The sequence below is a fragment of the Streptomyces sp. NPDC048288 genome, from assembly GCF_043201555.1.
Taxonomy (GTDB): domain Bacteria; phylum Actinomycetota; class Actinomycetes; order Streptomycetales; family Streptomycetaceae; genus Streptomyces.
In genome coordinates this window covers 355,881-378,704 of the sequence record NZ_JBICZD010000005.1, presented here as the reverse complement: position 1 = coordinate 378,704, position 22,824 = coordinate 355,881, and the positions used below count along the sequence as shown (strand labels likewise).

The window sequence follows — 22,824 nt, the reverse complement described above, 5'->3', positions numbered from 1 at the left end:
TGCAACAAGCTGTCGGGGTCCTTACCATCGCCTCACGACGCGGAGTCCCGCCATGCCCCGACTCATGCCGGACACCGGCCCGCAGCGCGTCCTGGCCCTCTCCAACCTCGTCTTCACGGTCGGCAGCGGCCTGTATCTGACGGCGGGCGTGCTGTACTTCACCGAGGCCGTGGGGCTGCCCGCCGGACAGGTGGGGCTCGGGCTCGCGGTCGCGGGGCTGGTCTCGCTGGCACTGGCCGTCGCCGTCGGACATCTGGCGGACCGGCGCGGGGCTCGCGGTGTGTACGCGGCCACGCTCGTGGCGCAGTCGCTGGCGACGGCCGCGTTCCTGTGGACGGCCGACTTCTGGCCGTTCGTCCTCGTGGTGTCCGTGGCGAGCGCGGCGAAGGCGGCTGGGACGGCGGCCCGCAGCCCCCTGATCCGGCACTACGGAGGCGACCGCCCGCAGGAGTTCCGCGCCTATCTGCGGGCCGTGACCAACGTCGGCGTCTCCGTCGGCGCGCTGGGTGCCGGCTGGGCGGTCCAGGTCGGCACGGTGACCTCGTACCGGCTCCTGGTCGTCGGACTGTCGGTGTCCTGTGCCGCCGCCGCGCTGGTCCTTCTCGCCCTGCCGCCGGTGGCACCCGTTGCCGCCGCCGACGGCCCCCGCCGGGCGGCGCTGCGGGACCGGCCGTATCTCCTGCTGACCGCTCTGGACGGGGTCATGGCGGTGCAGTTCAAGGTGCTGACCGTGGCCGTGCCGCTGTGGCTGATCGGTGCGACGGCCGCGCCGCGCTGGCTCGTCTCGGGCACCATGCTCACCTGCACGGTGATCGTCGTCGCGTTCCAGGTGCGGGCGAGCAGGGGCGTCGACTCGCCGGCGGCGGGCGGGCGCGCCTACCGCCGCGCCGGGGTGGCGTTCCTCCTCTCCTGCTCGCTGATCCCGCTGGCCGCCGGGGTGTCCGGCCCGGTGGCGGCGGGCGTGCTGCTGGGGGCGGTGGTCGTGCACACGGTCGGCGAACTGTGGCACGCGGCGGCGGGCTTCGAGGTGTCCTTCGGGCTCGCCCCGGAGCGGGCGACCGGGCAGTACCTCGGCGTCTTCGGGATGGGCGCCGGGCTGGCCGAGGCCTTCGGGCCGGGTCTGCTGATCTGGCTGTGCATCGACCGGGGCCGGCCCGGCTGGTACGTCATGGGCGCGCTGTTCGCCGTCACGGGACTGGCGGCGCCGCCCGCCGTGCGCTGGGCGGAGCGCCGCCGGACGGCCGCCGGACCGGAGCGGGTACCGGTGACGGCAGCGTCCTGAACCCGTCACGCCCCGGCCGGGGTGGGGCGGGCTCGTCCGTTCAGGATCGGGGGCACGGGGTCCTCCGCATGTCGAGGGCGTGGGGCGAGGGAGTCCCGTTCCCCCGCCCCACGAGCTGTCGTTCGATATGCCGAAAGCAGTGCGACATGCTGTGCTGGGTTCCACGGTAGGGGACGGACCGGTGATGTCAATGACGCCTCCCGAGCCCCTTCGCCCCTCTCAGGCGACGGCATCGCCTCCCCCGTCCGGACGGGCCGGGTCGTACGGCCGTGCCACCGCGCCTAGCCTCGATCCGACACTCCGTCCGAGACCCGGCCACCGCGTCCGGGACTCGGCCTGACACCGCGTCCGAGAAGGGCCCCACATGCCCGGCCGTCTCCCCCGCCGCCTGTTCGCCCTCCTCCTCGGCGCCCTCACCGGCGCCTCCGCCGTCGCGGCCCCCGCCCGCGCCGACGCCAGGGATGTGACGGAGTATCCGATCACCACCACCGCCGACAGCCTCCCCGCCGACATCGCCGCCGGGCCGGACGGCGCCCTGTGGTTCGCCCAATCCGGAGCGGGCCGGATCGGGCGCATCGCCACGGACGGCACGGTCGCCGACTACCGCACCCCGACCCGGGACAGCGGCCCCTTCGGCATCACCGCGGGACCGGGCCGTGCCCTCTGGTTCACCGAGCAGTCGGCCGGACGGATCGGACGGATCACCACGTCCGGCACCGTCACGGAGTTCGCCCTGCCCAAGGCCGCGAGTGCCCCGGCCGGCATCGCGCAGGGCCGCGACGGCGCGCTGTGGTTCACCGAGCTGGGCACCGACCGGATCGGCCGGATCACGGCCGGGGGCAGGGTCACCGAGTACCGGGTACCCACACCGCACAGCCTCCCGTACGGCATCGCGGCGGGCGCCGACGGAGCACTCTGGTTCACCGAGCTGGCCGGGGGCAGGATCGGGCGGATCCGACCCGGCGGCCGCATCACCGAGTTCCGGCTGCCGAGCCGCGTGGACTTCCCCGAGGACATCGTCGCCGGGCCCGGCGGGATGTGGTTCACCGCGTCCGGGTCGAACTCCGTCGACCGGATCGACCGCACCGGCCACGTCACCCGGTACCGGCTGCCCGACGCCGACGGCGACCCCGCCGGGATCGCCGCGGGGCCCGACGGCCGGGTGTGGTTCACCGACGAGTCCGGCCGGGTCGGCCGGGTGACGGCGGCCGGGCGGATCACCGTCGTACGGGTGCCGCACGGCCCCGACAAGGCACCCTTCCGGCTCACCACCGGCCCGGACCGCACGATGTGGTTCACCGAACTGCTGGGCAACGCGATCGGCCGGATCCGGTCCCTCTGACGCACCCCACCGGGTCCGCGAGCGCCGACCGCCTGCCCGCCGCGGGCGGCGCGGAGGTCACCCCCCTGTGACGCCCGACGCCCGACGCCATGGCGGGCGAGGGCGTCGGAAACTCGATTGCGGCCGGCCGGCCACCTCCCGGACGCTGCCCCCATGTCCCCTTTCGTGCGCCCCGCCACGCTCGCCGACGCGCCGGCCGTGACCGGTCTCCTCAACGAGATCGACCGCATCGAGATCGGGCGGCCGGAGACCGACCTGCACACGGTGGAGGCCGACCTCCGACACCCCGACATCGATCTGGCGCGCGACTCCTGGCTGGCCTTCCACGGCGAGCGGCTGGTGGCGTACGCGCTGGTCTGGGACGAGTCGCACGGCGAGCGGATCGACGCCGACCACTACGTGCTCCCCGACCACCAGGACGCGGGACAGCTGCTCCTGGCGGCCCTGGAGGCCAGGGCCCTGGAGATGGCCCGGGCCAACGGCGCCGAACGGGCCGTGCTGCACCTGCACCTCAACGTGGCGCCCACCGTCGACCAGGCGCTCGTCCGCGCGCGGGGCTGGACCGTCGTCCGCCGGTACCACGTGCTGGAGAAGGCGCTGCGGCCTGCCGACGGCCGGCTGCCCGAGCCACCCGCGGGCGTCCGGGTGCGGTCGTGTGCCGGTGCGGCGGACCGGGAGGCCGCGCACGCGCTGTACCAGGCGGCCTTCGCCGAGCACTTCGACTTCCAGCCGCGGACCTACCGGCAGTGGCTGAACGACATCGACGCCGACGGGCTCGACTGGTCGCTGGTGTGGATCGTCGCCACGGACGACCGGGGCGACGCCGGTTTCCTGATCGCGCGGGACGACCGGGAGGCCATGGGCTGGATCCGCAGCGTCGGCGTCCTGCGCGAGGCCCGCGGGCGGGGCCTCGGCGGGCTGTTGCTCCGGCACGCGTTCGCGGCCTTCGCCGCGCGGGGACGGCGGATCGTGGGGCTCGGCGTGGACACCGCGAACGAGACCGGGGCGCCCGAGCTGTACGCCCGCCACGGCATGACCGTGCACTTCGCCGTGGACACCTGGGAGACGGTCGCGGGCTGAGGGACGAGGGGCGGGCCGGTGAACGCGCAGGTGGCGGGCCGGTCCGCGCGGCCTCACATCCGGGCTCTCAGCACGTCGACCTCGCAGCCCGGCGCGAAGGGGTCGAAGCCGTGCTCGGCCAGCCAGCGAACGATCAGCAGGCTCCGCAACGACCACCATGCGTGGATCACGTCGAGGTCGACGTCGGTGCCGTAGCCGGCGAGGACGTCGTCGAGGTGTTCCTCGTGGCCGAGGGTGAAGGTGGCGAGGTCGTACAGGGCATCGCCCCGGCCCGCCTCGGACCAGTCGATGATGCCCGTGACCTCGTCGCCGTCCACGAAGACGTGCGCGATCTGCAGGTCGCCGTGGGTGAAGGCCGGAGTCCACGGCCGCAGCGCGGCCTCGGCGAGCTGCCGGTTGCGGGTGACCAGGTCGGCGGGCAGGACGCCGTCGGTGACGAGCGAGGCGCACTCGGCGTCGAGTTCCGCCGTCAGCGCGTCGATGCTCCGGCCGGCCTGTCCCTGCCGGGCCGGCAGGGGCGCGTCGTGCAGCTTCCGGATGGCGGCGCCCGCCGCGGCCCACGCCGCCGGCGACCCGGTCGACGGCCCGCCGAGGCGCCCGAGTGTCGTGCCCGGGAGTGCGGCGAGCGCCAGCACGGGCGGCCTGCGCCACAGGATCTCCGGGGTCGGGACCGGCGCGAGGGCCATCGCCTCGACCTCGGCGTCGATGCGCGCCTGGTCGGCGTCCACCTTCAGGAACACGTCGCCGACGCGCAGCGTCGCGCGCTCGGAGTGGGCGACGACGACTTCGACCTCATCCATGGGCGACCAGTATCCCGGAGGTGATCGCCGACGTCACCGCCCTCCACTCGACCTGGCCCGGACTGGAGTTCGAGCAGGCCCTCTATGGAAGTCCTGTGGAAATTCGGCTGCTTTCGGGTGGGCGAGATGGGAATCTTCTCTACGGTCCGATGAGTACCGCAGGGGGAGGTATCACCACAGTGAACCGTATGAACACGTCTTTCGGGGTGCTGGTCGCCACCGGCATCGTCACCGCCGCCCAGCTCGGCCTGGCCACCGGGGCGTCCGCGCGGGCGGAGGCGCCGCAGAGCACGGGGTGCCCGGTCGACATCGTCTATCCGAGCCGTTTCTATCTGAACTCGAGCGGCTGGGTGACCAACGGCGGCCTGTACTTCGCGGTGAAGAACAAGAGCGCGAGCACCAGCTTCAAGAAGGTCACGTTCACCGTCACGGACGTCAAGAACATCCGCTTCGGCAGTGCCACCGCCAAGGGCGGCAAGGTCACCCACAAGACGTCGAAGACGGTGTCGGTGTACACGACGACGCTGAAGAAGAAGGCCAGCCTCGGGGTGAGGGTGCAGACGCACCTGCTGAACACCAGCACCTACAAGGTGAAGTTCGCGCTGCACGGCACGGGGTGGAACTGCGCCGTGGACCAGGGCACCTGGGGCTCCTGATCCCGGCCGGACCGTACGCTGGGAGCCGTGGTCGACTGCGGCGAGGGTGCGGGCGCGGCGGCCGCCCGGCTCACCGGGCGGCCGGTCTCTGCCGAGCGGACCCGGTCGGGCGGCCCGGCGGAGGTGCTGCTCGCGGACGGGCGCGCCGTCATGGTCAAGCGCGGCGACGGTCCCGGCGCGGTACGGGCGGAGGCGGCCGGGCTGCGTTGGCTGGCCGCCGCAGGGGCGGTCCCGGTCCCGGAGGTCCTGGGGCAGGACGAGCGGTGGCTGGTGACGGAGCTGGTCCCCACGGGACAGCCGGGCGCGGGGGCCGCGACCCGCTTCGGCGCCCAGCTGGCCGCCCTGCACGGTTCGGGCGCCCCGGCCTTCGGTGCGGCCCCGCCGGACGGCCCGCGCGACGCCTGGATCGGCCGCGCCCCGATGCGCAACGAGCCGGGCACCGACTGGCCGCGCTGGTACGCGGAGCGGCGGGTGCTGCCGTACGTGCGCGCGGCGGTGGACCAGGGGACCCTGCGGCCCGGTGAGGCCGTGGTGGTCGAGCGGGTCTGCGAGCGGCTGCCGGAGCTGGCGGGGCCGGCCGAGCCGCCCGCACGGCTGCACGGCGACCTGTGGAGCGGCAACGTCCTGTGGGGCGCCGACGGCAGGGTCCGGCTGATCGACCCGGCCGCGCACGGCGGGCACCGCGAGACCGATCTCGCGATGCTCCGCCTCTTCGGCTGCCCGTTCCTGGACCGGATCCTGACGGGCTACCAGGACGCGGCTCCGCTCGCCGACGGCTGGGCGGAGCGCGTCGGCATGCACCAGCTGTTCCCGCTTCTGGTGCATGCGGTGCTCTTCGGACGGAGCTACGCCGAACAGGCGTTGGCGACATCCCGGACGATCTCTGACATGTGACACCGTCATGTGCCGGACGGGCATGTGAAATCGGCCACGTGCGGTGACGATTCGCCGCTGGTTCCCCGCTGGTTCCTTAACAAGCTCTTAATTGGGACTGAGATTACGCAGAGTAAGGAAACCAACCACGCGTTCGAATCGTATAAGTGCATGGAAGAACGAAACAGGGAGAGACCATGCAACCGTTCGCGCTCAACTACGCACGCCCCGCAGTGCAGTTGGACGTCACCACTCCGTACGCGTATGACTCCGGACTGCAGTTGAACGTTCTCCATGATGGCCGGATCGCGGCCACCGATCACGCAACGCTCAGAGCCCTGGGGACCACGACCTCCACCGCGGGCTCCAAGACGCACTTCGACGACTGAGCGCGGACCCCGACGATGACCGTGCTCATCCTGACCAGTGACGAGGACGTGACGGCGGACATGGTGGTCCTCCGGCTGCACGAGGCCGGAGTGCCCGTCGTCCGCCTCGATCCTGCCGATCTGACCAGCGGTGTGGCCCTGTCGGGCGAGTATGTGCAGGGCGCCAGTCGCGGGCACCTGTCCGTGAACGGGCGGCTGGTGAGCGTGAACGGCCTGCGCTCCATCTGGGTGCGCAGGCCGGGAACGGCGGCCTCCCGGGCCGCCCAGCCGTCCCCGTGGCTGACGGAGGAGTCCGCGCAGGCGCTGTACGGCATGCTGCGCGGCACCGACGCGCGCTGGATGAACCATCCGGACGCGTCCCTGCGGGCCCGCCACAAGCCGTGGCAGCTGCGGCTGGCGCAGCGCAGCGGGCTCGCCGTGCCCGCGACGCTGATCACCACGTTCCCGCAGGCGGCCCGGGAGTTCGCGGAGCGGTTCCCGGACCTGGTCGTCAAGCCGGTGTCGGGGGCGCATCCGCAGGAGCCCCCGCGGGCGGTGCCCACCAGCCGGGTGGCACCGGACACCGACTTCGCGGCGGTGGCCTTCGGGCCGACGCTGCTCCAGCGGCGGGTCGCCAAGCGGGCCGACATCCGGCTGACGGTGGTCGGCGAGCAGCTGCTGGCCGCCCGCAAGCCGGTGCACCCGGACGCCCACCCCGACGACGTGGACGTCCGGTTCGCCCCGTCCGTCTCGCCGTGGGCGGCGGCGGAGGTGCCGACCCGGGTCGCCGAGGCCGTCCACACGTACATGAAGGACGCCGAGCTGGCCTACGGTGCCTTCGACTTCGCGGAGGACGCCGACGGCATCTGGTGGTTCCTGGAGTGCAACCAGTCGGGCCAGTTCGGGTTCGTCGAGATGGACACCGGACAGCCGATCGCCGGGGCCATCGCCGGGTGGCTGGCGCACGGCACGCAAGAATGCGGGTCGTACGCCGGCGGCGGGCGGAGCACGACGTCTTGACCGCCCGGTCGGCGGTGTGGAACCGGGTACGGAGAAAGGAACGGGAGATGCGCATCGGACTGCTGGGGACCGGGCCGTGGGCGCGGGCGGCCTACGCCCCCGCGCTGGCGGGACACGGTTCGCTGGACTTCGTCGGGGTGTGGGGCCGCCGCCCGGAGGCCGCGGCGGAGCTGGCCGAGGAGTACGGCGTCCGGGCGTTCGGCACGGTGGACGCCCTGTTCGCCGAGGTCGACGCGGTGGCGGTGGCGCTGCCGCCGGCCGTCCAGGCGGAGCTGGCGGTGCGGGCGGCGGACGCCGGGCGGCATCTGCTCCTCGACAAGCCCCTGGCGGTCGGCGTCGCCGAGGGGCGGGCGGTGGTGGAGGCGGCCGAGCGGGCCCGGGTCGCCTCGGTGGTGTTCTTCACCACCCGCTTCCAGCAGGAGCCGGAGGCGTGGATCGGCGAACAGGCCGCCGCGGCGGGCTGGTTCACGGCGCGGGCGCAGTGGCTGGGCTCGGTGTTCACCGGCGACAGTCCGTTCGCCGACTCGCCGTGGCGCCGGGAGAAGGGGGCGCTGTGGGACGTGGGCCCGCACGCCCTGTCCGTGCTGCTGCCGGTGCTGGGCGACGTACGGCGGGTGGCGGCCGCCGTGCACGGGCCCGCGGACACCGTCCATCTCGTGCTCGACCACAGCGGCGGGGCTTCGAGCACGGTGACGCTGAGCCTCACCGCGCCCGAAGCGGCGGCCGGGGCCGATGTGGAGCTGCGGGGCGAGGCGGGGGTGACCCTCCTTCCGAGGAGTGCGGAAGGAGCCGTCCCCGCCCTGACCCGGGCCGCCGACGCCCTGCTCACGGCCGTACGCACGGGCCGGGCGCATCCCTGTGACGCCGCGTTCGGGCTGCGGGTCACCGAGATCCTCACGGAGGCGGAGGCCCTCCTGGGCAAGGACATCGGCTAGCCGCCGGCTACGCCTCGTCGGGCGGCGGGTCGAACGGCTCGTCGCTCCATCGGAACCAGGCCCGGTCCCCCTCGATGTGCAGCAGGAACTCGGGGACCGGGCCGTCCGGCGAGATCAGCGACAGCTGCCGGCGGATCTCGTCGTGGACCTCCTCCCAGGCCGTCCAGTCCTCGGCCTCGGCCAGCAGCAGTTCCCGGGCGAACAGGTCCCGGACCGCGGCGAAGCCGGGCCCGGGCGTGAAGCCGCCGGACAGCCAGGGGAAGTCGGCCTCGTCGACGACGATCTCGCCGACCGGCTCGCGCCCGCCGCGCACCTGCCAGACACCGCCCTCGAACCCCATGCCGACTCCCCCCCGTGAGCTGTCGATCAACGTCCTCTCAGCATGTCACCCGGCACTGACAGCGGCCGGCGCCCAGAAGTTCACCCGTTCCCGGGTGACGGGGTAGCCCGCCCTGGCGAAGTGCGCGGCCATCGGGAAGTTGTCCTGGTCGGTGGCGGCGCCGATGGCCTCGGCGCCGTGTTCGACGAGGAAGTGGGTGCACTCCACGAGCAGGTCGTAGGCGTAGCCGTGGCCGCGCTGCCCGGGCAGGACGCCGATGAACCCGATGCACGGGCCCGACGGGTTGCGGGCGGGGATGTGGATGCCGGCCGGCTCCCCGTCGGGGGTGCGGGCGACCTGCCACCACTCGCGGGGCGAGGGGAACCAGTGGAAGATCTCCAGGTCCTCCTGGGCCGCCAGTTCCACTCCGCCCTTCTCGATGGCCCGGCGGGCGTGGGCGTCCAGGGTGGCGGAGTTGATGGCGCGCAGGACGTCGAGGAAGACCTCGTCGTCGGGTTCGGCGGTGAAGACGAGGCGGCCGGGTCGCTCGGGCAGACCGCACTCGGGTGTCCAGCGGTAGTTGTAGCGCTCGACGAGCAGTTCGAAGCCCGCCTTGCGGGCGGCGCCGAAGCGGGTCTCGGCGGCCGTGCGCAGTGCGGGGTCGTCGCGCCAGCCGGCGGGCAGGTCGAGTTCCAGTTCGTCGACCTGCCAGGGGGCGGTGCGCAGCAGCTCGGCGCCGGCCTCCTCCTCGCCCTCGGCGACGTCGAGCCAGTTGATGAGGAGCGGGGCGGTGTCTTCGGGCCGGGCCCACCAGGCGGCGCGGGCCACGACCCGGCCGTCGCGCAGGGCCACCCGCTTCCAGTCGGAGCGGTACTGCGTGTTCTGGTGCTTCTCGCGCAGGCGCAGCGGGTCGGGCAGGTCGTCGAAGAGGTGGGCGGTGCTGTCGTCGAGCGTACGGATGACCGGATCGGTCACGGATTCCTCCGGGATGCGTGCAGCGGGACGCGCTCCCGGGTCAGCTCGGACCAGTCACGCCCGGGGAAACGGGGAGGGAGCGCGGGATGGGTGTGATGTACATCGCACTCGCCTCCTTCCGTGCGGTCTCGGGCGTGCGCTCATACGTTAGGGGCAGTGCCTGGGCGCGTCCACGGGTTTTCCCACCCCCGGAATCCAAGATCGGGACGAGTCGGGTATACGGGCACGGGCGTAGCTTAGGGATGTGACTTCGGTGCGCGGCTGGTCGTCGCGTGGCTACCGGGACGGTCGTGGCTGGTTGCAGGGTGCGCCGCCGCCACGCTGGGTCCGGGTGCTGCCCGTGGTGCTGCTCGGGGTGGTGACCGCGGCGACGCTGCTCAGCCCCAACGGCCACGACTTCGGCTTCCTCCTCGGGGCCATCCCGCCGCTCGCCGTCCTCTCGTACGGCCCGCTGGCGACAGCCGTGCTCAGCTGCCTGGTCGTGGTCCTGCTGAACGTGCCCGCGACCCATCTGAACCACCCCGGCGACACCGATCTGCTCACGGTCACCTTCGTCGCGGTACTGAGCGTGTTCGTGTCCTATGTGCGCAGTCACCGGGACGCGCAGCTGCTCACCGAGCGGGCGGTGGGCGAGGCGGTGCAGCGGGCCGTGCTGCCGCCGCTGCCGGAGCGGGTCGGGGCGGTGCGGTGCGTGGGGCTGTACCGGGCCGCGCAGCACGGGACGCTGGTCGGCGGCGACTTCTTCGACGTGCGCGACGGGCCGTACGGGGTGCGGGCGGTGATGGGGGACGTACGGGGGCACGGGCTGGCCGCCGTCTCCACGGTGGTGTCGCTGCTCGGGGCCTTCCGGGAGGCGGTCCTCGACCAGCAGGACCTGGAGTCGGTGGCGGCGCGGATGGACCGCAGGCTGACGGTGGACTCGGCCGACGTACCGCACGCGGAGCTGTTCGCCACCGTGCTGCTGCTGGAGTTCTCCGCCGATCTGCGGTCGGTGCGGGTCGTGGTCTGCGGTCATCCGGCGCCCGTGCTGCTGCGGGACGGCCGGACCCAGGAGCTGGCCGTCCCGCCGGGCGCGCCGCTGGGCATCGGGCTGGTGGGGGTGGAGCAGGCCAAGGAGGTCACGGTCGAGCTGGGGCCGGGCGACCGGCTGTTCGTCGCCTCGGACGGGGTCTGGGAGGCACGGGACAAGGCAGGGGGCTTCTACCCGCTCGCGGAGCGGCTCGCCGGGTTCGCCGGCGCGGAGGCGGCCGTGCTCACCGAACTGGTGTGGGCCGACCTGATCCGGCACTTCGAGGTGCGGGACGACGCCACCATGCTCGTCCTGTCGCCCGTCATCGCCTGAGGCGCAGGGGTCAGCCCACGTCCCACAGGAAGCGGTGGGTGTGGATGCCGAAGTACGGGAAGGGCTGGACCTCGCGGACGCCCTCGATCGGCCGGACCACGTCGTTGACGAAGTCGAGCAGCTCCTTGGGGCCGGGGGTGACCACCTCGGCGAACAGGTCGAAGCCGCCCGAGGTGAACACGGAGTAGACCACCTCGGGGTGGGCGGCGAGGGCGTCGGCGACGGCCCGCGGGTCGCCGTCCGCGGCGATGCCGAGCAGCGCCATCGCCTGGCCGCCCATGGCCATCGGGTCGGTGACGCCCACGACCTGGACGGCCCGGGAGTCCAGCAGGCGCTGCAGCCGCTGGCGGGCCGCGGAGGCGGACAGGCCCACCTTCGGTCCGAGGTCGGCGTACGCGATACGGCCGTCGGTCTGCAGCTCGCGCAGGATGGCCCGGTCGATGTCGTCCACGGGTGTCCCGGCCCTCTTCCTCAGCCGGCCAGTTCGAGCAGGGCGGCCCCGAACACGGCGGTGTGGGTGTCGACGTCCTGCTCGGTGGTGTCGGGGCACATCAGCGCCATGTTGTGGAACGGGGTGAGGAGGATGCCCCGGTTGGCGAGGTAGAGGTGCAGGAAGTCCTCCAGCTCGGCGTCGGCGGCGGCCTCGGACTCGGTGCCGGTGCGCGGGGCCGGGGAGGCGAAGCGGTATTCGGTGCGGGCGCCGAGGCGGCTGACCGACCAGGGCAGGGCGTGGGCCTCGACGGCCGCGCGGACGCCGGTCTCGAAGCGCTCGGAGAGCGCCGTCATGCGGGCGAACGCCTCGTCGGTGAGCACGTGCTCCAGGGTGGCCCGGGTCGCGGCGACCGAGAGCGCGTTGCCGGCCAGGGTGCCGCCGACCCCGCCCATGTCGACCAGGTCCAGGTCGGCGCGGGCGAGCAGGCGTTCGGCGAGTTCGGCGGAGAGGCCGTAGGCACCGGCCGGGATGCCGCCGCCGATGGCCTTGCCGACGGTGAGCAGGTCGGGTTCCAGCTCCCAGGCCGCGGTGCAGCCGCCGGGTCCGGCGGAGAAGGTGTGCGTCTCGTCGTTGATGAGCAGCGTGCCGTGCTGCCGGGTCAGGGCGCGTACGCCCGCCAGGTAGCCGGGCTCGGGCAGGACGATGCCGATGTTGGTGAGCGCGGGTTCCATGAGTACGGCGGCCACGTCGCCGTGGGCGAGCTCGCGCTCCAGCTGCTCCAGGTCGTTGAACTCGGCGACCCGGCTGGTCAGGGTGACGTCGCAGGGCGCGCCCACGTTGCCGGGGCGGGGCGCTCCCTTGCCGTCAGGTCCGACGACGATGAGGGACTCGTCGACGCTGCCGTGGTAGCTGTAGCTGTTGACCAGGATCTTCGGCCGGCCGGTGACGGCGCGGGCGAGCCGGATCGCCCAGCGGTTGGCGTCGGTCGCGGTCAGCGAGAAGCTCCAGCGGGCGAGCCCGAAGCGGCGGGTCAGCTCCGCGCCGACCCACTCCGCGTCCTCCGTCGGCAGCATCGCGGTGGCCCCGCCCAGCTCGGCGAACCTGCGGTGCACCGCCTCGGTCACGACGGCCGGCGAGTGGCCGGCCATCGCGCCGGTGTCGCCCAGGCAGAAGTCGATGTAGGTGTGCCCGTCGACGTCGGTGACCCGGGCGCCGCGCGCGGTCGCCAGATAGCGGGGGAAGGCGCCGGCGGTCTTGTTCATCCAGGTCATCGGGACCCGGCCGAAGAGATGCTCGGCGCCGGCATATGCCGCTCGGGAACGGGGGTTGCGCCGCTCGGCCTCGGCGCTCTCCCGGGCCAGGAGGGTGTGCAGTCGGGTGCGGTCCATGGAGTACCCCTGGTCGGGAGCGGCGGCGACGGAACGACGGGAGCGTACGACCGATATCGACCGCATTTCAAGATGTGACGCTCGAATCGATTGCCAGAACGACGGATTCGAGTGCCAGCCCCTCCCGAGTACGACCGGGCTGCGACCGGGCTTGAAGCCCGGCAACCGGACGGGCGTTCCGTGTTCGAACATTCGCCCTGAAACGCCACGGTTCGCCACCCCTTCCGCCAGTTAGAAATATCTACCAGCATGCATATGCCGGGTTGGCGTGCGGACGCGGAGATTCCTCGGAGCAGTGCATGACGAACAGGATGTGGATGCAGGGCGTGGAGTGGCTCGCGGCGGCCTCGGCCGACCCGCGGGCGTGCAAGTGGGAGTGGGACCACGGAGAAGGCGTCACACTGCTGGAGGCGGGCCGCTTCTGGGATGTGCTGAGCGTGCCCGACCGGCTCGGTCTGCTCACGCTGGACCTGCTGTGGCGGCCTTCGCTGCCGGTGCCGGGGCCGACTCTGGTGGACACCGCGGCGGGCCGGGTCGGCTTCTTCCTGCCGCCCGATCCGTCCGGCGGCTGGATCGGTTCCGGGCTGCGGTACGCGTGCAAGGGGACGTGGGTCGCCGTACCGCCGCCGTACCGGCCGGCGCGTTACCTGGAGTGGCTGGTGCCGCCCGACGGCAGCGGTGGGCTGCACGCGCCGGGCACGCTGGAGCTGGCCTTGCAGGAGGCCAACGGCACACTGGCGGTGCTGCGGCCGCTCAGCGCCGAGTAGCGGGGGCGGGGTCAGCGGCGGGGCGCCAGGACCAGGACGGTGGCCCAGCGGCCGTCCGGGTCGGCCGGTACGGCACGGCCCTGGTCCCGCCACTCCCGGACGAGCTGGGCGTAGATCGGTTCACGGCAGCACAGCGCCCGGGGCAGCGGGGCGGGGCGCCACGGCGCCGGAGAGGTTCCGTCCATGACGGGGCAACGCCGGGAGCGCGCCGGTGGTACGCGACGTCCGGCGCGCTCACCGGGTCGGGTGAGCGCGTCGCCCGATCGGGCCCGCCGGTCCGTCGTACAAACACTCCGGCGGCCGGGCATTCCGGCGGTCGGCGGCCGACGGGCGCCGCCGGGGGCACGCTCGTATCCTGGGGAGCCAGGGTTCTGACGTCCGACCCCACTGCACGTTCCCTTCCACGTGCTTGGAGTCAGCCCATGTCGCACTCGTCCGCCAAGCCGCGCCGCGGGGCCGCGACGGTCCTCGCCCTGGGGATCCTGTCCGTGCCGCTCGCCGGAGGGACGGCCGGCGCCCTGCCCGCCGCCGTACCGGCCGCGTCCGCCGCGACCTCCCCCACCCCGTCGCCGTCCGGCAGCGCGGCCGTGCGGGACATGACACCGGCCCTCGCCCGCCGGCTCGACGCGGCCGTGCAGCACGTCATGCGTGAGGCGGACGTGCCGGGTGTGACCGTCGGCGTCTGGACCCCCGGCCAGGCCGACTACGTTCGCTCGTTCGGGACCGCGAACAGGGCGACCGGTCAGCGGATGTCGTCCGACCTGTACACGCGGATCGGCAGCGAGACCAAGATGTTCACCGTGACGGCGGTGCTGCAACTGGTCGACCAGGGCAAGGTCGGCCTCGACGACCCGATCGGCAAGTACGTCGACGGGGTGCCGAACGGCGACCGGATCACCCTGCGGGACCTGGCCGGGATGCGCAGCGGACTGTTCAACTACTCAGAGGACGACGGCTTCTTCAAGGCCCTGACCACGGACCCCCGACGCCACTTCACCCCGCAGGAGTTGCTCGCCTACTCCTTCAAGCACCCGGTGATGTTCCAGCCCGGCCAGAAGTTCTCCTACTCCAACACCAACCTGATCCTGCTCGGTCTGCTCGTCGAGAAGGAGAGCGGGCAGCGGCTCGGCGACTACATCGGGCAGCACATCCTCGCTCCGGCGGGCATGCGCCACACCCTGTTCCCGACCGGGAACGAGTTCCCCACCCCGCACGCACAGGGCTACACCGACCAGACGGCGACCGGGAGGGTCGAGGAGACCGCCGGCTGGGACCCGTCCTGGGCCTGGGCGGCCGGCGCGATGATCTCCGACCTGGACGACCTGCACAGCTGGGCCCGCACGGCGGCCACCGGGGTCTTCCCCGACGGCGGGACCATGGTCAGCCCCGCGGTGCAGCGGCAGCGGCTGGCGACCCCGCCGACCGGGATCGCCGGCGCCGGGTACGGCCTCGGCATCTTCGACGTCCAGGGCTGGATCGGGCACAACGGCTCACTGCCGGGCTACGAGGCCCTGACCGTCTATCTGCCGTCGACGCGGACGACCGTGGTCGTCCTGCTCAACACCGACATCAGCTACCGCGGCAACATCGAGCCCAGCACCCTCTTCGGCCAGGCGATCACCCGGATCATCTCCCCGGCGCACGTCTTCGACCTGCCCGCACCGGCCGCCGCCACCCGGTGACTGCGCACGACACGCCGGACCTCAACTCACCCTCCGTGCACGGCATTTCAGACACTTGACACAGAAGCGAACAGTCACCGAGCGGATTCGAAGCGATGTAACGATTCACCGTGCGAGGCCGGTCAATGACGGTGTGTACTGTGCTGCGAGCGCCACATGGGAGGGCCCTGGGCTCCCCCCTGCCCACTGCTGCCCTACTCCCCTGGAAACCGATTCCATGATCGAATTACCGGAACTGGTGGCCGGTGGTCTCGCCGCCGGAACGCTCTCCGCGCTCGCCCTCGGCGGCGGCCTGCTGCGGTCGCGGCGCCAGAAAGCGCTGCTGCGGGCCGAGGTGGCGGAGCTACGGACCCAACTGGACGGTTCCGAGGGCGCGTTCACCGCCGAGATCGAGCATCTCGCCGCCCGCCGGATGCCCGCGGCCGCGGCCCAGCTCGCCCATCCGCACCTCAAGGTGCCGGGTCCGGTGCGGCCGAACACGCCCGGCACTCCGACCGGGATCGCGATGGAGTACGTGCTGACCGCGCTGCGCGAGGAGCTGACCGCGCAGCGGGTGCGGATCGACGCGGCCGCGCAGGCCGGCCTGAGGGGCGCCACCCGGGAGATCCAGGCCGCCCTGTACCGGCTGCAGGACGCGTTGCGGGGACTCCAGCAGCGGTACGACGAGCCGGAGTTGGCGCAGACCCTGTTCGCGCTCGACCACGAGAACGAGCAGTCGCTGCGGCGGGCGCAGGTCGCCGCCGTGGTGTGCGGGGCCTGGGTGGGGCTGGCCCGCGAGGAGTCCCATGTGGTGGACGCGGTGACCGGCGGCCAGGCCCGGCTCGCGGGCTACCACCGGGTCAAGGTCCACAACCATCTGGAGCCGGGCACCGCCCTGGTGTCCCACGCGGTGGAGCCGGTCGCCATCATCGTCGCCGAGCTCCTCGACAACGCGCTCAGGCACTCGGCGCCGGACACCGACGTCGTGGTCAACCTGGAGCACGTCCACCACGGGGTGTGCGTCACCGTCGACGACGCGGGCCTCGGCATGACCCAGGACGAACGGGCCCGCGCCCAGCGGCTGGTGGCGGGCAGCGACCCGATCCTGCTGACCGACCTCGGGGACCCGCCGCGCATGGGGCTGGCCGCGATCGGCCAGCTCACCCGCCAGTTCGACCTGGGCGTCGACGTCTCCTCGCCCTCGCCCTACGGCGGGGTGCGCGCGGTGCTGCGGGTGGACACCCATCTGCTCGGCCGGATCGACCCGGAGGAACGGCCGCCGTCGGTCAGCGCACCCCGCTCGACCCGGGAGCGCCGGGAGCGTACGGCCCGCAGGGAACCCGTGCGCGAGTCCGCGGCGCCCACGGCACCGCCGGCCGAACCCGCGGCGCCGGCCGCACCCGTCGTACCCGTGCCAGCGCCCGTCGTACCCGCGCCCGCACCTGCCGTACCCGCCCCCGAGCCCGTCGCGTCCGCCCACGAGGCCGAGCACGAACGGGCTCTCGGCCACCAGGAGCCGGGTGACCTGGCCGGTCTGCCGAGGCGGCGGCGCCGTAGCCGTACCCCGGCGGAGGGCGCGCCCGAGCAGCAGCCCGCCGTGCGACGGCCCGAGGAGGCGGCCGCCGCGCTCGCGGCGCTCCAGTACGGCACCGCGGCGGCGCGGACCCCCAAGCGGGCGAGCGCGCCCGAATCCCAGCGGACCGAAGACGAAGGAGGAGCGACCGGATGACCAGCCGCGACGCGGGCGAGACGGCATGGGTGCTGGAGCCCGTCCTGCAGGTACCGCATGTACTGGCCGCCGTCCTGCTCACCCGGGACGGCCTCGCGACCGGTTACACGGACGCCCTCTCCCAGGCGACCGCCGAGCGGGTGGCCGCGATCACCAGCACCGTGCAGGGCGCCTGCCGGGCCGCGGCCGCCGCGTTCGCGGACCGGGACCGGGCCGAGGTGCGGCAGGTGGTCATCGAGTCGGACCACGGGTACGTGCTCATCGTGCCGACCGACCACGGCACCTGTGTGGCGGCCTACGGCGACCCGGAGGTGCGCCTGGACCTGCTGGCGCACCGGGTGCACTCGCAGGTGGCCCGGCTGGGCGAGAAGGCGATGGCGGCGTCGCCCAGAGGCTCCGACGGCGGCGCGTCGGCATGACCGGCCGCCGTGGCGGCCGTCCCCTGGTCCCCGCGTATCTGTCGACCGGCGGGCTGGCCCGGCCCAGCCGTCCGCATCTGGAACGGCTGACGGTGCTCAGCCGCGACGGCACTCCGCTGCCCGGCGGTCTGCCCGCCGCCGAACTGGCCCTGCTGGAGCTGCTGTCCGGCGGCTCGCTGACGGTGGTGGAGGCGGCGGCGCTGCTGCGGCTGCCGGTCTCCGCCGTCCGGGTGCTGGCCGCCGACCTCCTGGACCGGGACCTGGTCCGGGCCCGCGCGCCGATCCCGCCCGCCGAACGCTTCGACCCCGACCTGCTGAAGAGAGTGGCCGATGGCCTCCGCGCCCTCAAGCACCGGTGAGCTGCCCCGCGCGGGCGGCTCCCATCTCCCCGAATCGGCCCGCGACCTGGTGAAGATCCTGGTCACGGGAGCGTTCGGGGTGGGCAAGACGACCCTGATCGACTCGGTGTCGGAGATCCGCCCGCTGCACACCGAGGAGCACCTCACCGAGGCCTCCGTCCCTGTCGACGACCTCGACGGGGTGCGGGAGAAGGAGACCACGACCGTCGCGATCGACTTCGGGCGGATCAGCCTGGCCGGCGGGATCGTGCTGTACCTGTTCGGGACGCCGGGGCAGGACCGGTTCCGGACGCTGTGGGACGACATCTCCTACGGCGCGCTCGGCGCCCTGGTCCTGGTCGACAGCCGCCGGATCGACGCCTCGTTCGACGTGCTGGGCCTGGTGGAGGAGTCCGGGCTGCCGTACGCGGTCGCCTTCAACACGTTCCCCGACGCGCCGGACCACTACACCGGCGAGCAGCTGCGGGCCGCCCTGGACCTGGAGCCGGGCACCCCGCTGGTGACCTGCGACGCCCGGGACGCGCACTCCTCGGTCGACGCGCTGCTCGCCCTCGTACAGCATCTGATCGACGACCGGCCGACGGAGGCCACATGACCGCGCAGCAGTCCTTCACGGTGTCCGGTCCGGTACGGCTGTGGGAGGACGGCTTCGCCCGGAACCCGCACGGCTACTACGCGGCGCTGCGCGCCCAGGGCCCGGTCGGCTGGGCGGAGCTGGCGCCGGGCACGCCCGCCTACGTGGTGACCGAGCGGCGGGCCGCCCTCGACGTGCTGCGGGACGTGGCGACCTTCTCGCACGACCCGCGGGACTGGGAGGCGACCGTCCCGGAGGACTCCCCGCTGCTCGGCATGATGCGCTGGCGGCCCAACGCCCTGTTCTCCGACTCCGACGCGCACCTGCGCTACCGGGCCACGCTCATCGACGTGTTCGACCTGATCGAGCCGCACGATCTGCGCTCGCTGGTGCACCGCGCGGTGCGGCTGCTGGTGGACCGGTTCGCGCCCCGGGGCGAGGCGGATCTCGTCGTCGACTTCACCCGGCCGCTGATGGCGCTGGTGTTCAACAACCTGTTCGGGCTGCCGGACAGCCAGGGCGACCGGCTCAACGAGGGCCTGCTGAAGATGATGGAGGGCGGCGCGCAGGCCGCCGAGGGCGAGGCGGAGTTCGCCGACTACGTGCTGCGGCTGATCGCCGCCAAGGTCGAGGAGCGCGGCGAGGACCTGCCGAGCATGCTCCTGGACCACCCCGCCCGGCTCACCCCGGAGGAGGTCACCTGGCAGGTGTTCCTCACCCTCGGCGCGGGCTACGAGCCGACCACGAACCTGGTGTCCAACGCGCTCTCCCGGATCCTCGGCAACCCGCTCTACTACTCCACGCTCACCAGCGGCGCCCGCCCGGTCATGGACGCGGTGGTGGAGGTCCTGCACCACGAGACCCCGCTGTCCAACTACGGCATCTACTACGCCCGCAGGCCCCTCTCCTTCCACGGGGCGTGGCTGCGGCCGGCGATCCCGGTGGTCGTCTCCTTCGGCGCCATGGGACTGTTCGCCGAGCGGGAGATCACCGACGGGCGGCGGACCGGGGACGCCTCGCACCTGTCCTGGGGGGCGGGACCGCACGCCTGCCCGGTCCGGCACCACGCGCTGCTCATCGCGACCGAGGCGATCGAACGGCTCACCCTGTGGCTGCCCGACCTCGACCCCGTCCTGCCCCGCGAACGGCTCAGCTGGCGGCCCGGCCCGTTCCACCGCTCGCTGACGTCGCTTCCCGTCCGGTTCAGCCCCCGCTCCCCCGACCAGCCTGGAGAGACGTCGTGACCGTCACCGACCGCATCGCTCTCGACCCGTTCGGCTCCGACATCCCGGCCGAGAGCGCACGGTTGCGCGCCCTCGGCCCCGTCGTGCCCGTCGAGCTGCCCGGCGGCATCCCCGCCTGGGCGCCCACCGGCTACGACGTCCTCAAGGAACTCATCCTCGATCCCGAGGTCAGCAAGGACCCGCGCCGGCACTGGCGGCTGTGGCCGGAGCTCGGCGAGCACCCCTCCTGGGGCTGGATCCTGGGCTGGGTCGGCGTGATCAACATGCTCTCCACCTACGGCCCGGACCACACCCGGCTGCGCAAGCTGGTGGCGCCGAGCTTCACCCACCGCCGTACCGAGGCGATGCTGCCGCGGGTCGCGGCGATCACCTCGGAGCTGCTGGACGGGGTCGCGGCGGCGGGCGCCGACGGCGCGGTGGTGGACCTGCGGGCCGAGCTGGCGCATCCGCTGCCGATGCGGATGATCTGCGAACTCTTCGGTGTCCCGGACGAGTTGCGGGACGCCACCGGTGAGCTGATCGCGGCCATCATGGACACCTCCGACCCGAGCCCGGAGCACGCCGCGTTCGTGCAGGAGCGGATCGGCACGGTCCTTGGCTCGCTCATCGCGCACAAGACCGAGCACCCGGGCGACGACATGACCACCGAGCTCATCCGGGTCCGCGACGAGGACGGCGACCGGCTCGGCGACGAGGAGCTGCTCTACACCCTGCTGCTGGTCATCGGCGCCGGCTTCGAGACCACGGTCAACCTGATCGGCAACGCGGTGGTGGCGCTGCTGACGCATCCGGTGCAGCTGGCGGCGGTGCGCTCCGGGACGGTCGGCTGGGACGCTGTGATCGACGAGACGCTGCGGGTGCACCCGTCGATCGCCTCGCTGCCGCTGCGGTTCGCGGTGAGCGACCTGAAGGTCGGGGACGTCACCATCCCGGCCGGGGACGCGATCATCACGACGTACGCGGCGGCGGGCGTGGATCCGGAGCGCTACGGCCCCGACGCGGCCGTGTTCGACGCGGCGCGCGGCACCGACGACCATCTCTCGTTCGGGATCGGGGTGCACCGCTGCATCGGCGCGCCGCTGGCCCGGGCGGAGGCGCTGGCCGCGCTGCCCGCGCTGTTCGACCGTTTCCCGGGGCTGCGGCTGGCGGTCGGGGAGCGGGAACTGCGCCAGGTGCCCTCGTTCATCGCGTTCGGCTGGCAGGAGATCCCGGTACGGCTCGGCGGGTGAGGCGCTGACCGCGGGGGCGTCGACCGGTCCCCCGTTCCGGTCGTGCCCCCGCGTACCGCGAACCTACGTGCGGATCCGGCCGTTGGGTATCGCGCCGATGCCCGTTCGGGCACGCCGAGGGCTCACCGGTGCACAGGTGAGTCCGGTTGACCCGGATTCGCCCGGTGCAGAACCGGTGCGGTGAGGTCGCCGAGGACGAGATGGGCGAGGACGACCTCGTACAGATCGGTGCCGGCGGCCAGCAGCTGGCGTTCCAGGACGGGTTCGGCGCCCCGGACGTGTTCGCGGACGGTCTGGGCGTGCATGCCCAGGTCCTGGGCGGCGCGTTCGGCGTTGCCGCCCGCCGCGATCCAGGCGCGCAGGGTACCGCGCAGGTCCCGGCCGTCCTGGGTCAGGCGGTCCAGCAGGTCCTGCGCCCAGGCGTGCAGCGCGGGCGAGGCCAGCAGGTCGGCCAGCAGGACGCCGGACGCGCGGGGCGCCGCCCGGACGAGGTCCTCCGTGCGGGCCGCCTGGGTGTTGAGGGCCAGATGGGCGGCGGCCCGCACGGTGAGGTCGGAGAAGTCGGCGCCCAGCAGCGCCTCGACGCGGTCCATGCGGGCGCGCACGGTGTTGCGGCTGACACCGAGGACCTTGGCCGCGTTGACCGCGGTGGCCTCCAGGCCGAGGCGGGTGGTGGCGAGGAGTTCGGCGCGGGTGTGGTGGGGCAGGGCGTCGAGCGGTCCCAGCACGGCGGTGGACCAGGCGTGCAGCGCGGCGGGGTCCATCAGCCGTTCCGGGTGGGTGCGTTCGGCGTAGACGGCGGACTGGTCGGGGCGGAAGTGGGCGACGGCGAGGGCGCTGACGGCCTGGCCGTAGGCGGTGGCGGTACGGCCGAGGCTCTGCCGGACGCTGCCGCCGAGGAAGATGCCGGGGCGGCCGTCGACGAGCGTGCGCAGCCACTCCCCCGCCGTGGGCGCCGGGCTGACGACGATCACATGGCTGTCGATCGCGGGGCAGCGGACGACCAGGGCCTGGCCGCGGGTGATGTCGAGGCAGTCCTCGGCGAGCCCGTCGCGTTCCGCCGGGTGCGTCTCGACGACGTACACACTGGCGCTGTCGGTGTCCAGGAGGCCGGGCCACAGGCCGGCGGCGACCCGGCGGGCGGCGACCGTGTCCTCCACCATCAGCAGTTGCAGGATGGCGAGGCGCAGGTCGGCGGTGGCCCGCCGGAGCCGGTCGCCTGCCGTCGTCCGTTCGCGTTCCCCGAGGAGGAGTTCGACCACTCCGGCGGCGTGGGTGACGATCTCGGCGGCGCGCCGGTCGAAGGGGGTGGTGCGGGCCACGGCGAGCAGTCCGGCGGCCGTCGAACGCGGGTCGGGACCGCGGACGGCCACCAGGCGCAGGTGCCGGTCGCCGTCCTGGACGGCGGCGGAGGAGATCCTCCCCGCGACCACGTCGGCCACCAGCCCCTCGTCGAGGGGGATCCGCTCCCCGGCCAGCAGCGTGCCGTCGGCGGCCTGCAGGCAGACGGTCGCCGGCACGGCCCCGGCGAGCCAGCCCACGACCCGGCGCGGATCGCGGGCGCCGGGGCGCAGATGGTCGAGCAGCTGCGCGGCCCAGCCGTCGCCGTCGGGGTGTCGGGGGTGCGGGCCCCCGCCGGCTCGGCCTGCCATCTCGCCCTGCTCCTCGTCCATCGCGTTGACCTCGGCCTATGGACGTTACCCGATGAAGCCGCCCGGGTCCCGGCCGCCGCGCGCCGGGTACGACTCCGCCGGCGGCCCACGGGGGACGGGTCGCCGGCGGAGAAGGCCACGGCCGGGGCGGGGGGAGGCCCCGGGTGGCTCGAAGATCGGGTGCCCGGGAACCGGCGGGGTATGCACACGGATTCCGGACCGCCGGGGAGTGACGTGGGGGGGGGGGGGGGGGGGGGGGGGGGGGGGGGGGGGGCCCCCCCCCCGGGGGGGGGGGGGGGGGGGGGGGGGGGCCCCCGGGTGCCCAGGCGCAGCAGCAAGGCCGAGGCCAGGAAGCCGGCGACGGTGATCAGCAGCGC

Annotated in this window: 24 protein-coding genes; 17 read left to right on the top strand and 7 right to left on the bottom strand. The window is 73.5% G+C overall.

Annotated features, from left to right (window positions below):
• The first annotated feature begins 52 nt into the window (after window positions 1-52).
• The 3 genes from ACGFZS_RS20480 (at window position 53) to ACGFZS_RS20470 (ending at window position 3,704) form a co-directional block, all read left to right on the top strand.
• Window positions 53-1,282 (top strand): MFS transporter, encoded by a 1,230-nt coding sequence (locus ACGFZS_RS20480; protein ID WP_393796289.1) that lies wholly within the window; start codon window positions 53-55, stop codon window positions 1,280-1,282.
• Between the two features lie 364 nt (window positions 1,283-1,646).
• Window positions 1,647-2,624: a hypothetical protein gene (locus ACGFZS_RS20475; RefSeq protein ID WP_393796288.1), complete on the top strand. Its 978-nt coding sequence runs from the start codon at window positions 1,647-1,649 to the stop codon at window positions 2,622-2,624.
• 153 nt (window positions 2,625-2,777) lie between these two features.
• The gene (locus ACGFZS_RS20470) at window positions 2,778-3,704 is read left to right on the top strand and encodes a GNAT family N-acetyltransferase (RefSeq protein WP_393796287.1); all 927 of its coding nucleotides are present in this window, start codon (window positions 2,778-2,780) and stop codon (window positions 3,702-3,704) included.
• Between the two features lie 53 nt (window positions 3,705-3,757).
• On the opposite strand, the gene ACGFZS_RS20465 is transcribed toward ACGFZS_RS20470, so the two are convergent.
• A complete protein-coding gene (locus tag ACGFZS_RS20465) occupies window positions 3,758-4,504 on the bottom strand; it encodes a phosphotransferase family protein (RefSeq protein WP_393796286.1) in 747 nt (248 codons plus the stop codon).
• Between the two features lie 188 nt (window positions 4,505-4,692).
• Here ACGFZS_RS20465 and ACGFZS_RS20460 point away from each other — a divergent pair, with 188 nt between their 5' ends.
• The 5 genes from ACGFZS_RS20460 to ACGFZS_RS20440 all read left to right on the top strand — a co-directional run bounded on the left by ACGFZS_RS20460 (window position 4,693) and on the right by ACGFZS_RS20440 (window position 8,356).
• Window positions 4,693-5,160 carry a hypothetical protein gene (locus ACGFZS_RS20460; RefSeq protein ID WP_393796285.1) on the top strand — a complete coding sequence of 156 codons (468 nt, stop codon included), beginning with the start codon at window positions 4,693-4,695 and terminating at the stop codon, window positions 5,158-5,160.
• Window positions 5,161-5,187: 27 nt separating this feature from the next.
• Window positions 5,188-6,054 (top strand): fructosamine kinase family protein, encoded by an 867-nt coding sequence (locus ACGFZS_RS20455; RefSeq protein WP_393796284.1) that lies wholly within the window; start codon window positions 5,188-5,190, stop codon window positions 6,052-6,054.
• Window positions 6,055-6,230: 176 nt separating this feature from the next.
• Window positions 6,231-6,422: a putative ATP-grasp-modified RiPP gene (gene tgmA, locus ACGFZS_RS20450; protein WP_089102565.1), complete on the top strand. Its 192-nt coding sequence runs from the start codon at window positions 6,231-6,233 to the stop codon at window positions 6,420-6,422.
• Window positions 6,423-6,437: 15 nt separating this feature from the next.
• Complete coding sequence (gene tgmB, locus ACGFZS_RS20445) at window positions 6,438-7,421, top strand: ATP-grasp ribosomal peptide maturase (protein WP_393796283.1); 984 nt, start codon at window positions 6,438-6,440, stop codon at window positions 7,419-7,421.
• A 47-nt stretch (window positions 7,422-7,468) separates the two neighbouring features.
• Complete coding sequence (locus ACGFZS_RS20440; RefSeq protein WP_393796282.1) at window positions 7,469-8,356, top strand: Gfo/Idh/MocA family protein; 888 nt, start codon at window positions 7,469-7,471, stop codon at window positions 8,354-8,356.
• A 7-nt stretch (window positions 8,357-8,363) separates the two neighbouring features.
• Here ACGFZS_RS20440 and ACGFZS_RS20435 read toward each other — a convergent pair whose 3' ends face one another.
• Together ACGFZS_RS20435 and ACGFZS_RS20430 are read right to left on the bottom strand one after the other, a co-directional pair.
• Window positions 8,364-8,696, bottom strand: coding sequence for a hypothetical protein (locus tag ACGFZS_RS20435; protein ID WP_393796281.1), 333 nt, complete (start codon window positions 8,694-8,696; stop codon window positions 8,364-8,366).
• Window positions 8,697-8,741: 45 nt separating this feature from the next.
• Entirely contained in the window at window positions 8,742-9,650 is a 909-nt protein-coding gene (locus ACGFZS_RS20430) for a GNAT family N-acetyltransferase (RefSeq protein ID WP_393796280.1), read from the bottom strand.
• A gap of 244 nt (window positions 9,651-9,894) precedes the next feature.
• On the opposite strand from ACGFZS_RS20430, the gene ACGFZS_RS20425 reads away from it, so the two are divergent.
• Window positions 9,895-10,992, top strand: a complete 1,098-nt coding sequence (locus tag ACGFZS_RS20425; protein WP_393796279.1) for a PP2C family protein-serine/threonine phosphatase — start codon at window positions 9,895-9,897, stop codon at window positions 10,990-10,992.
• A 10-nt stretch (window positions 10,993-11,002) separates the two neighbouring features.
• Here the strand turns inward: ACGFZS_RS20425 and ACGFZS_RS20420 are convergent, their stop codons facing one another.
• Both ACGFZS_RS20420 and ACGFZS_RS20415 read right to left on the bottom strand, forming a co-directional pair.
• Window positions 11,003-11,443: an Lrp/AsnC family transcriptional regulator gene (locus ACGFZS_RS20420; protein ID WP_359214735.1), complete on the bottom strand. Its 441-nt coding sequence runs from the start codon at window positions 11,441-11,443 to the stop codon at window positions 11,003-11,005.
• Window positions 11,444-11,463: 20 nt separating this feature from the next.
• Entirely contained in the window at window positions 11,464-12,813 is a 1,350-nt protein-coding gene (locus ACGFZS_RS20415) for a transaminase (protein ID WP_393796278.1), read from the bottom strand.
• A gap of 299 nt (window positions 12,814-13,112) precedes the next feature.
• Here ACGFZS_RS20415 and ACGFZS_RS20410 point away from each other — a divergent pair, with 299 nt between their 5' ends.
• Complete coding sequence (locus ACGFZS_RS20410; RefSeq protein WP_393548016.1) at window positions 13,113-13,580, top strand: hypothetical protein; 468 nt, start codon at window positions 13,113-13,115, stop codon at window positions 13,578-13,580.
• Between the two features lie 11 nt (window positions 13,581-13,591).
• Here the strand turns inward: ACGFZS_RS20410 and ACGFZS_RS20405 are convergent, their stop codons facing one another.
• On the bottom strand, window positions 13,592-13,765 hold the full coding sequence (locus ACGFZS_RS20405; RefSeq protein ID WP_393796277.1) for a hypothetical protein: 174 nt from the start codon (window positions 13,763-13,765) through the stop codon (window positions 13,592-13,594).
• 237 nt (window positions 13,766-14,002) lie between these two features.
• Between ACGFZS_RS20405 and ACGFZS_RS20400 the strand changes: the two genes are divergently transcribed.
• The 7 genes from ACGFZS_RS20400 to ACGFZS_RS20370 all read left to right on the top strand — a co-directional run bounded on the left by ACGFZS_RS20400 (window position 14,003) and on the right by ACGFZS_RS20370 (window position 20,795).
• Window positions 14,003-15,262, top strand: a complete 1,260-nt coding sequence (locus ACGFZS_RS20400; protein ID WP_393796276.1) for a serine hydrolase domain-containing protein — start codon at window positions 14,003-14,005, stop codon at window positions 15,260-15,262.
• A 217-nt stretch (window positions 15,263-15,479) separates the two neighbouring features.
• Entirely contained in the window at window positions 15,480-16,970 is a 1,491-nt protein-coding gene (locus ACGFZS_RS20395) for an ATP-binding protein (RefSeq protein WP_393796275.1), read from the top strand.
• The gene (locus tag ACGFZS_RS20390) at window positions 16,967-17,389 is read left to right on the top strand and encodes a roadblock/LC7 domain-containing protein (protein ID WP_393796274.1); all 423 of its coding nucleotides are present in this window, start codon (window positions 16,967-16,969) and stop codon (window positions 17,387-17,389) included. The genes ACGFZS_RS20395 and ACGFZS_RS20390 overlap by 4 nt, the downstream gene beginning before the upstream one ends.
• The gene (locus ACGFZS_RS20385) at window positions 17,386-17,748 is read left to right on the top strand and encodes a DUF742 domain-containing protein (RefSeq protein ID WP_393796273.1); all 363 of its coding nucleotides are present in this window, start codon (window positions 17,386-17,388) and stop codon (window positions 17,746-17,748) included. The genes ACGFZS_RS20390 and ACGFZS_RS20385 overlap by 4 nt, the downstream gene beginning before the upstream one ends.
• On the top strand, window positions 17,720-18,343 hold the full coding sequence (locus tag ACGFZS_RS20380) for an ATP/GTP-binding protein (protein WP_393796272.1): 624 nt from the start codon (window positions 17,720-17,722) through the stop codon (window positions 18,341-18,343). Before ACGFZS_RS20385 ends, ACGFZS_RS20380 begins: the two co-directional genes overlap by 29 nt.
• A complete protein-coding gene (locus ACGFZS_RS20375; RefSeq protein ID WP_393796271.1) occupies window positions 18,340-19,566 on the top strand; it encodes a cytochrome P450 in 1,227 nt (408 codons plus the stop codon). The genes ACGFZS_RS20380 and ACGFZS_RS20375 overlap by 4 nt, the downstream gene beginning before the upstream one ends.
• Window positions 19,563-20,795, top strand: a complete 1,233-nt coding sequence (locus ACGFZS_RS20370; RefSeq protein WP_393796270.1) for a cytochrome P450 — start codon at window positions 19,563-19,565, stop codon at window positions 20,793-20,795. Before ACGFZS_RS20375 ends, ACGFZS_RS20370 begins: the two co-directional genes overlap by 4 nt.
• Window positions 20,796-20,917: 122 nt before the next feature.
• Here ACGFZS_RS20370 and ACGFZS_RS20365 read toward each other — a convergent pair whose 3' ends face one another.
• Window positions 20,918-22,447, bottom strand: a complete 1,530-nt coding sequence (locus ACGFZS_RS20365; protein ID WP_393796269.1) for a helix-turn-helix domain-containing protein — start codon at window positions 22,445-22,447, stop codon at window positions 20,918-20,920.
• Window positions 22,448-22,824: the final 377 nt, after the last annotated feature.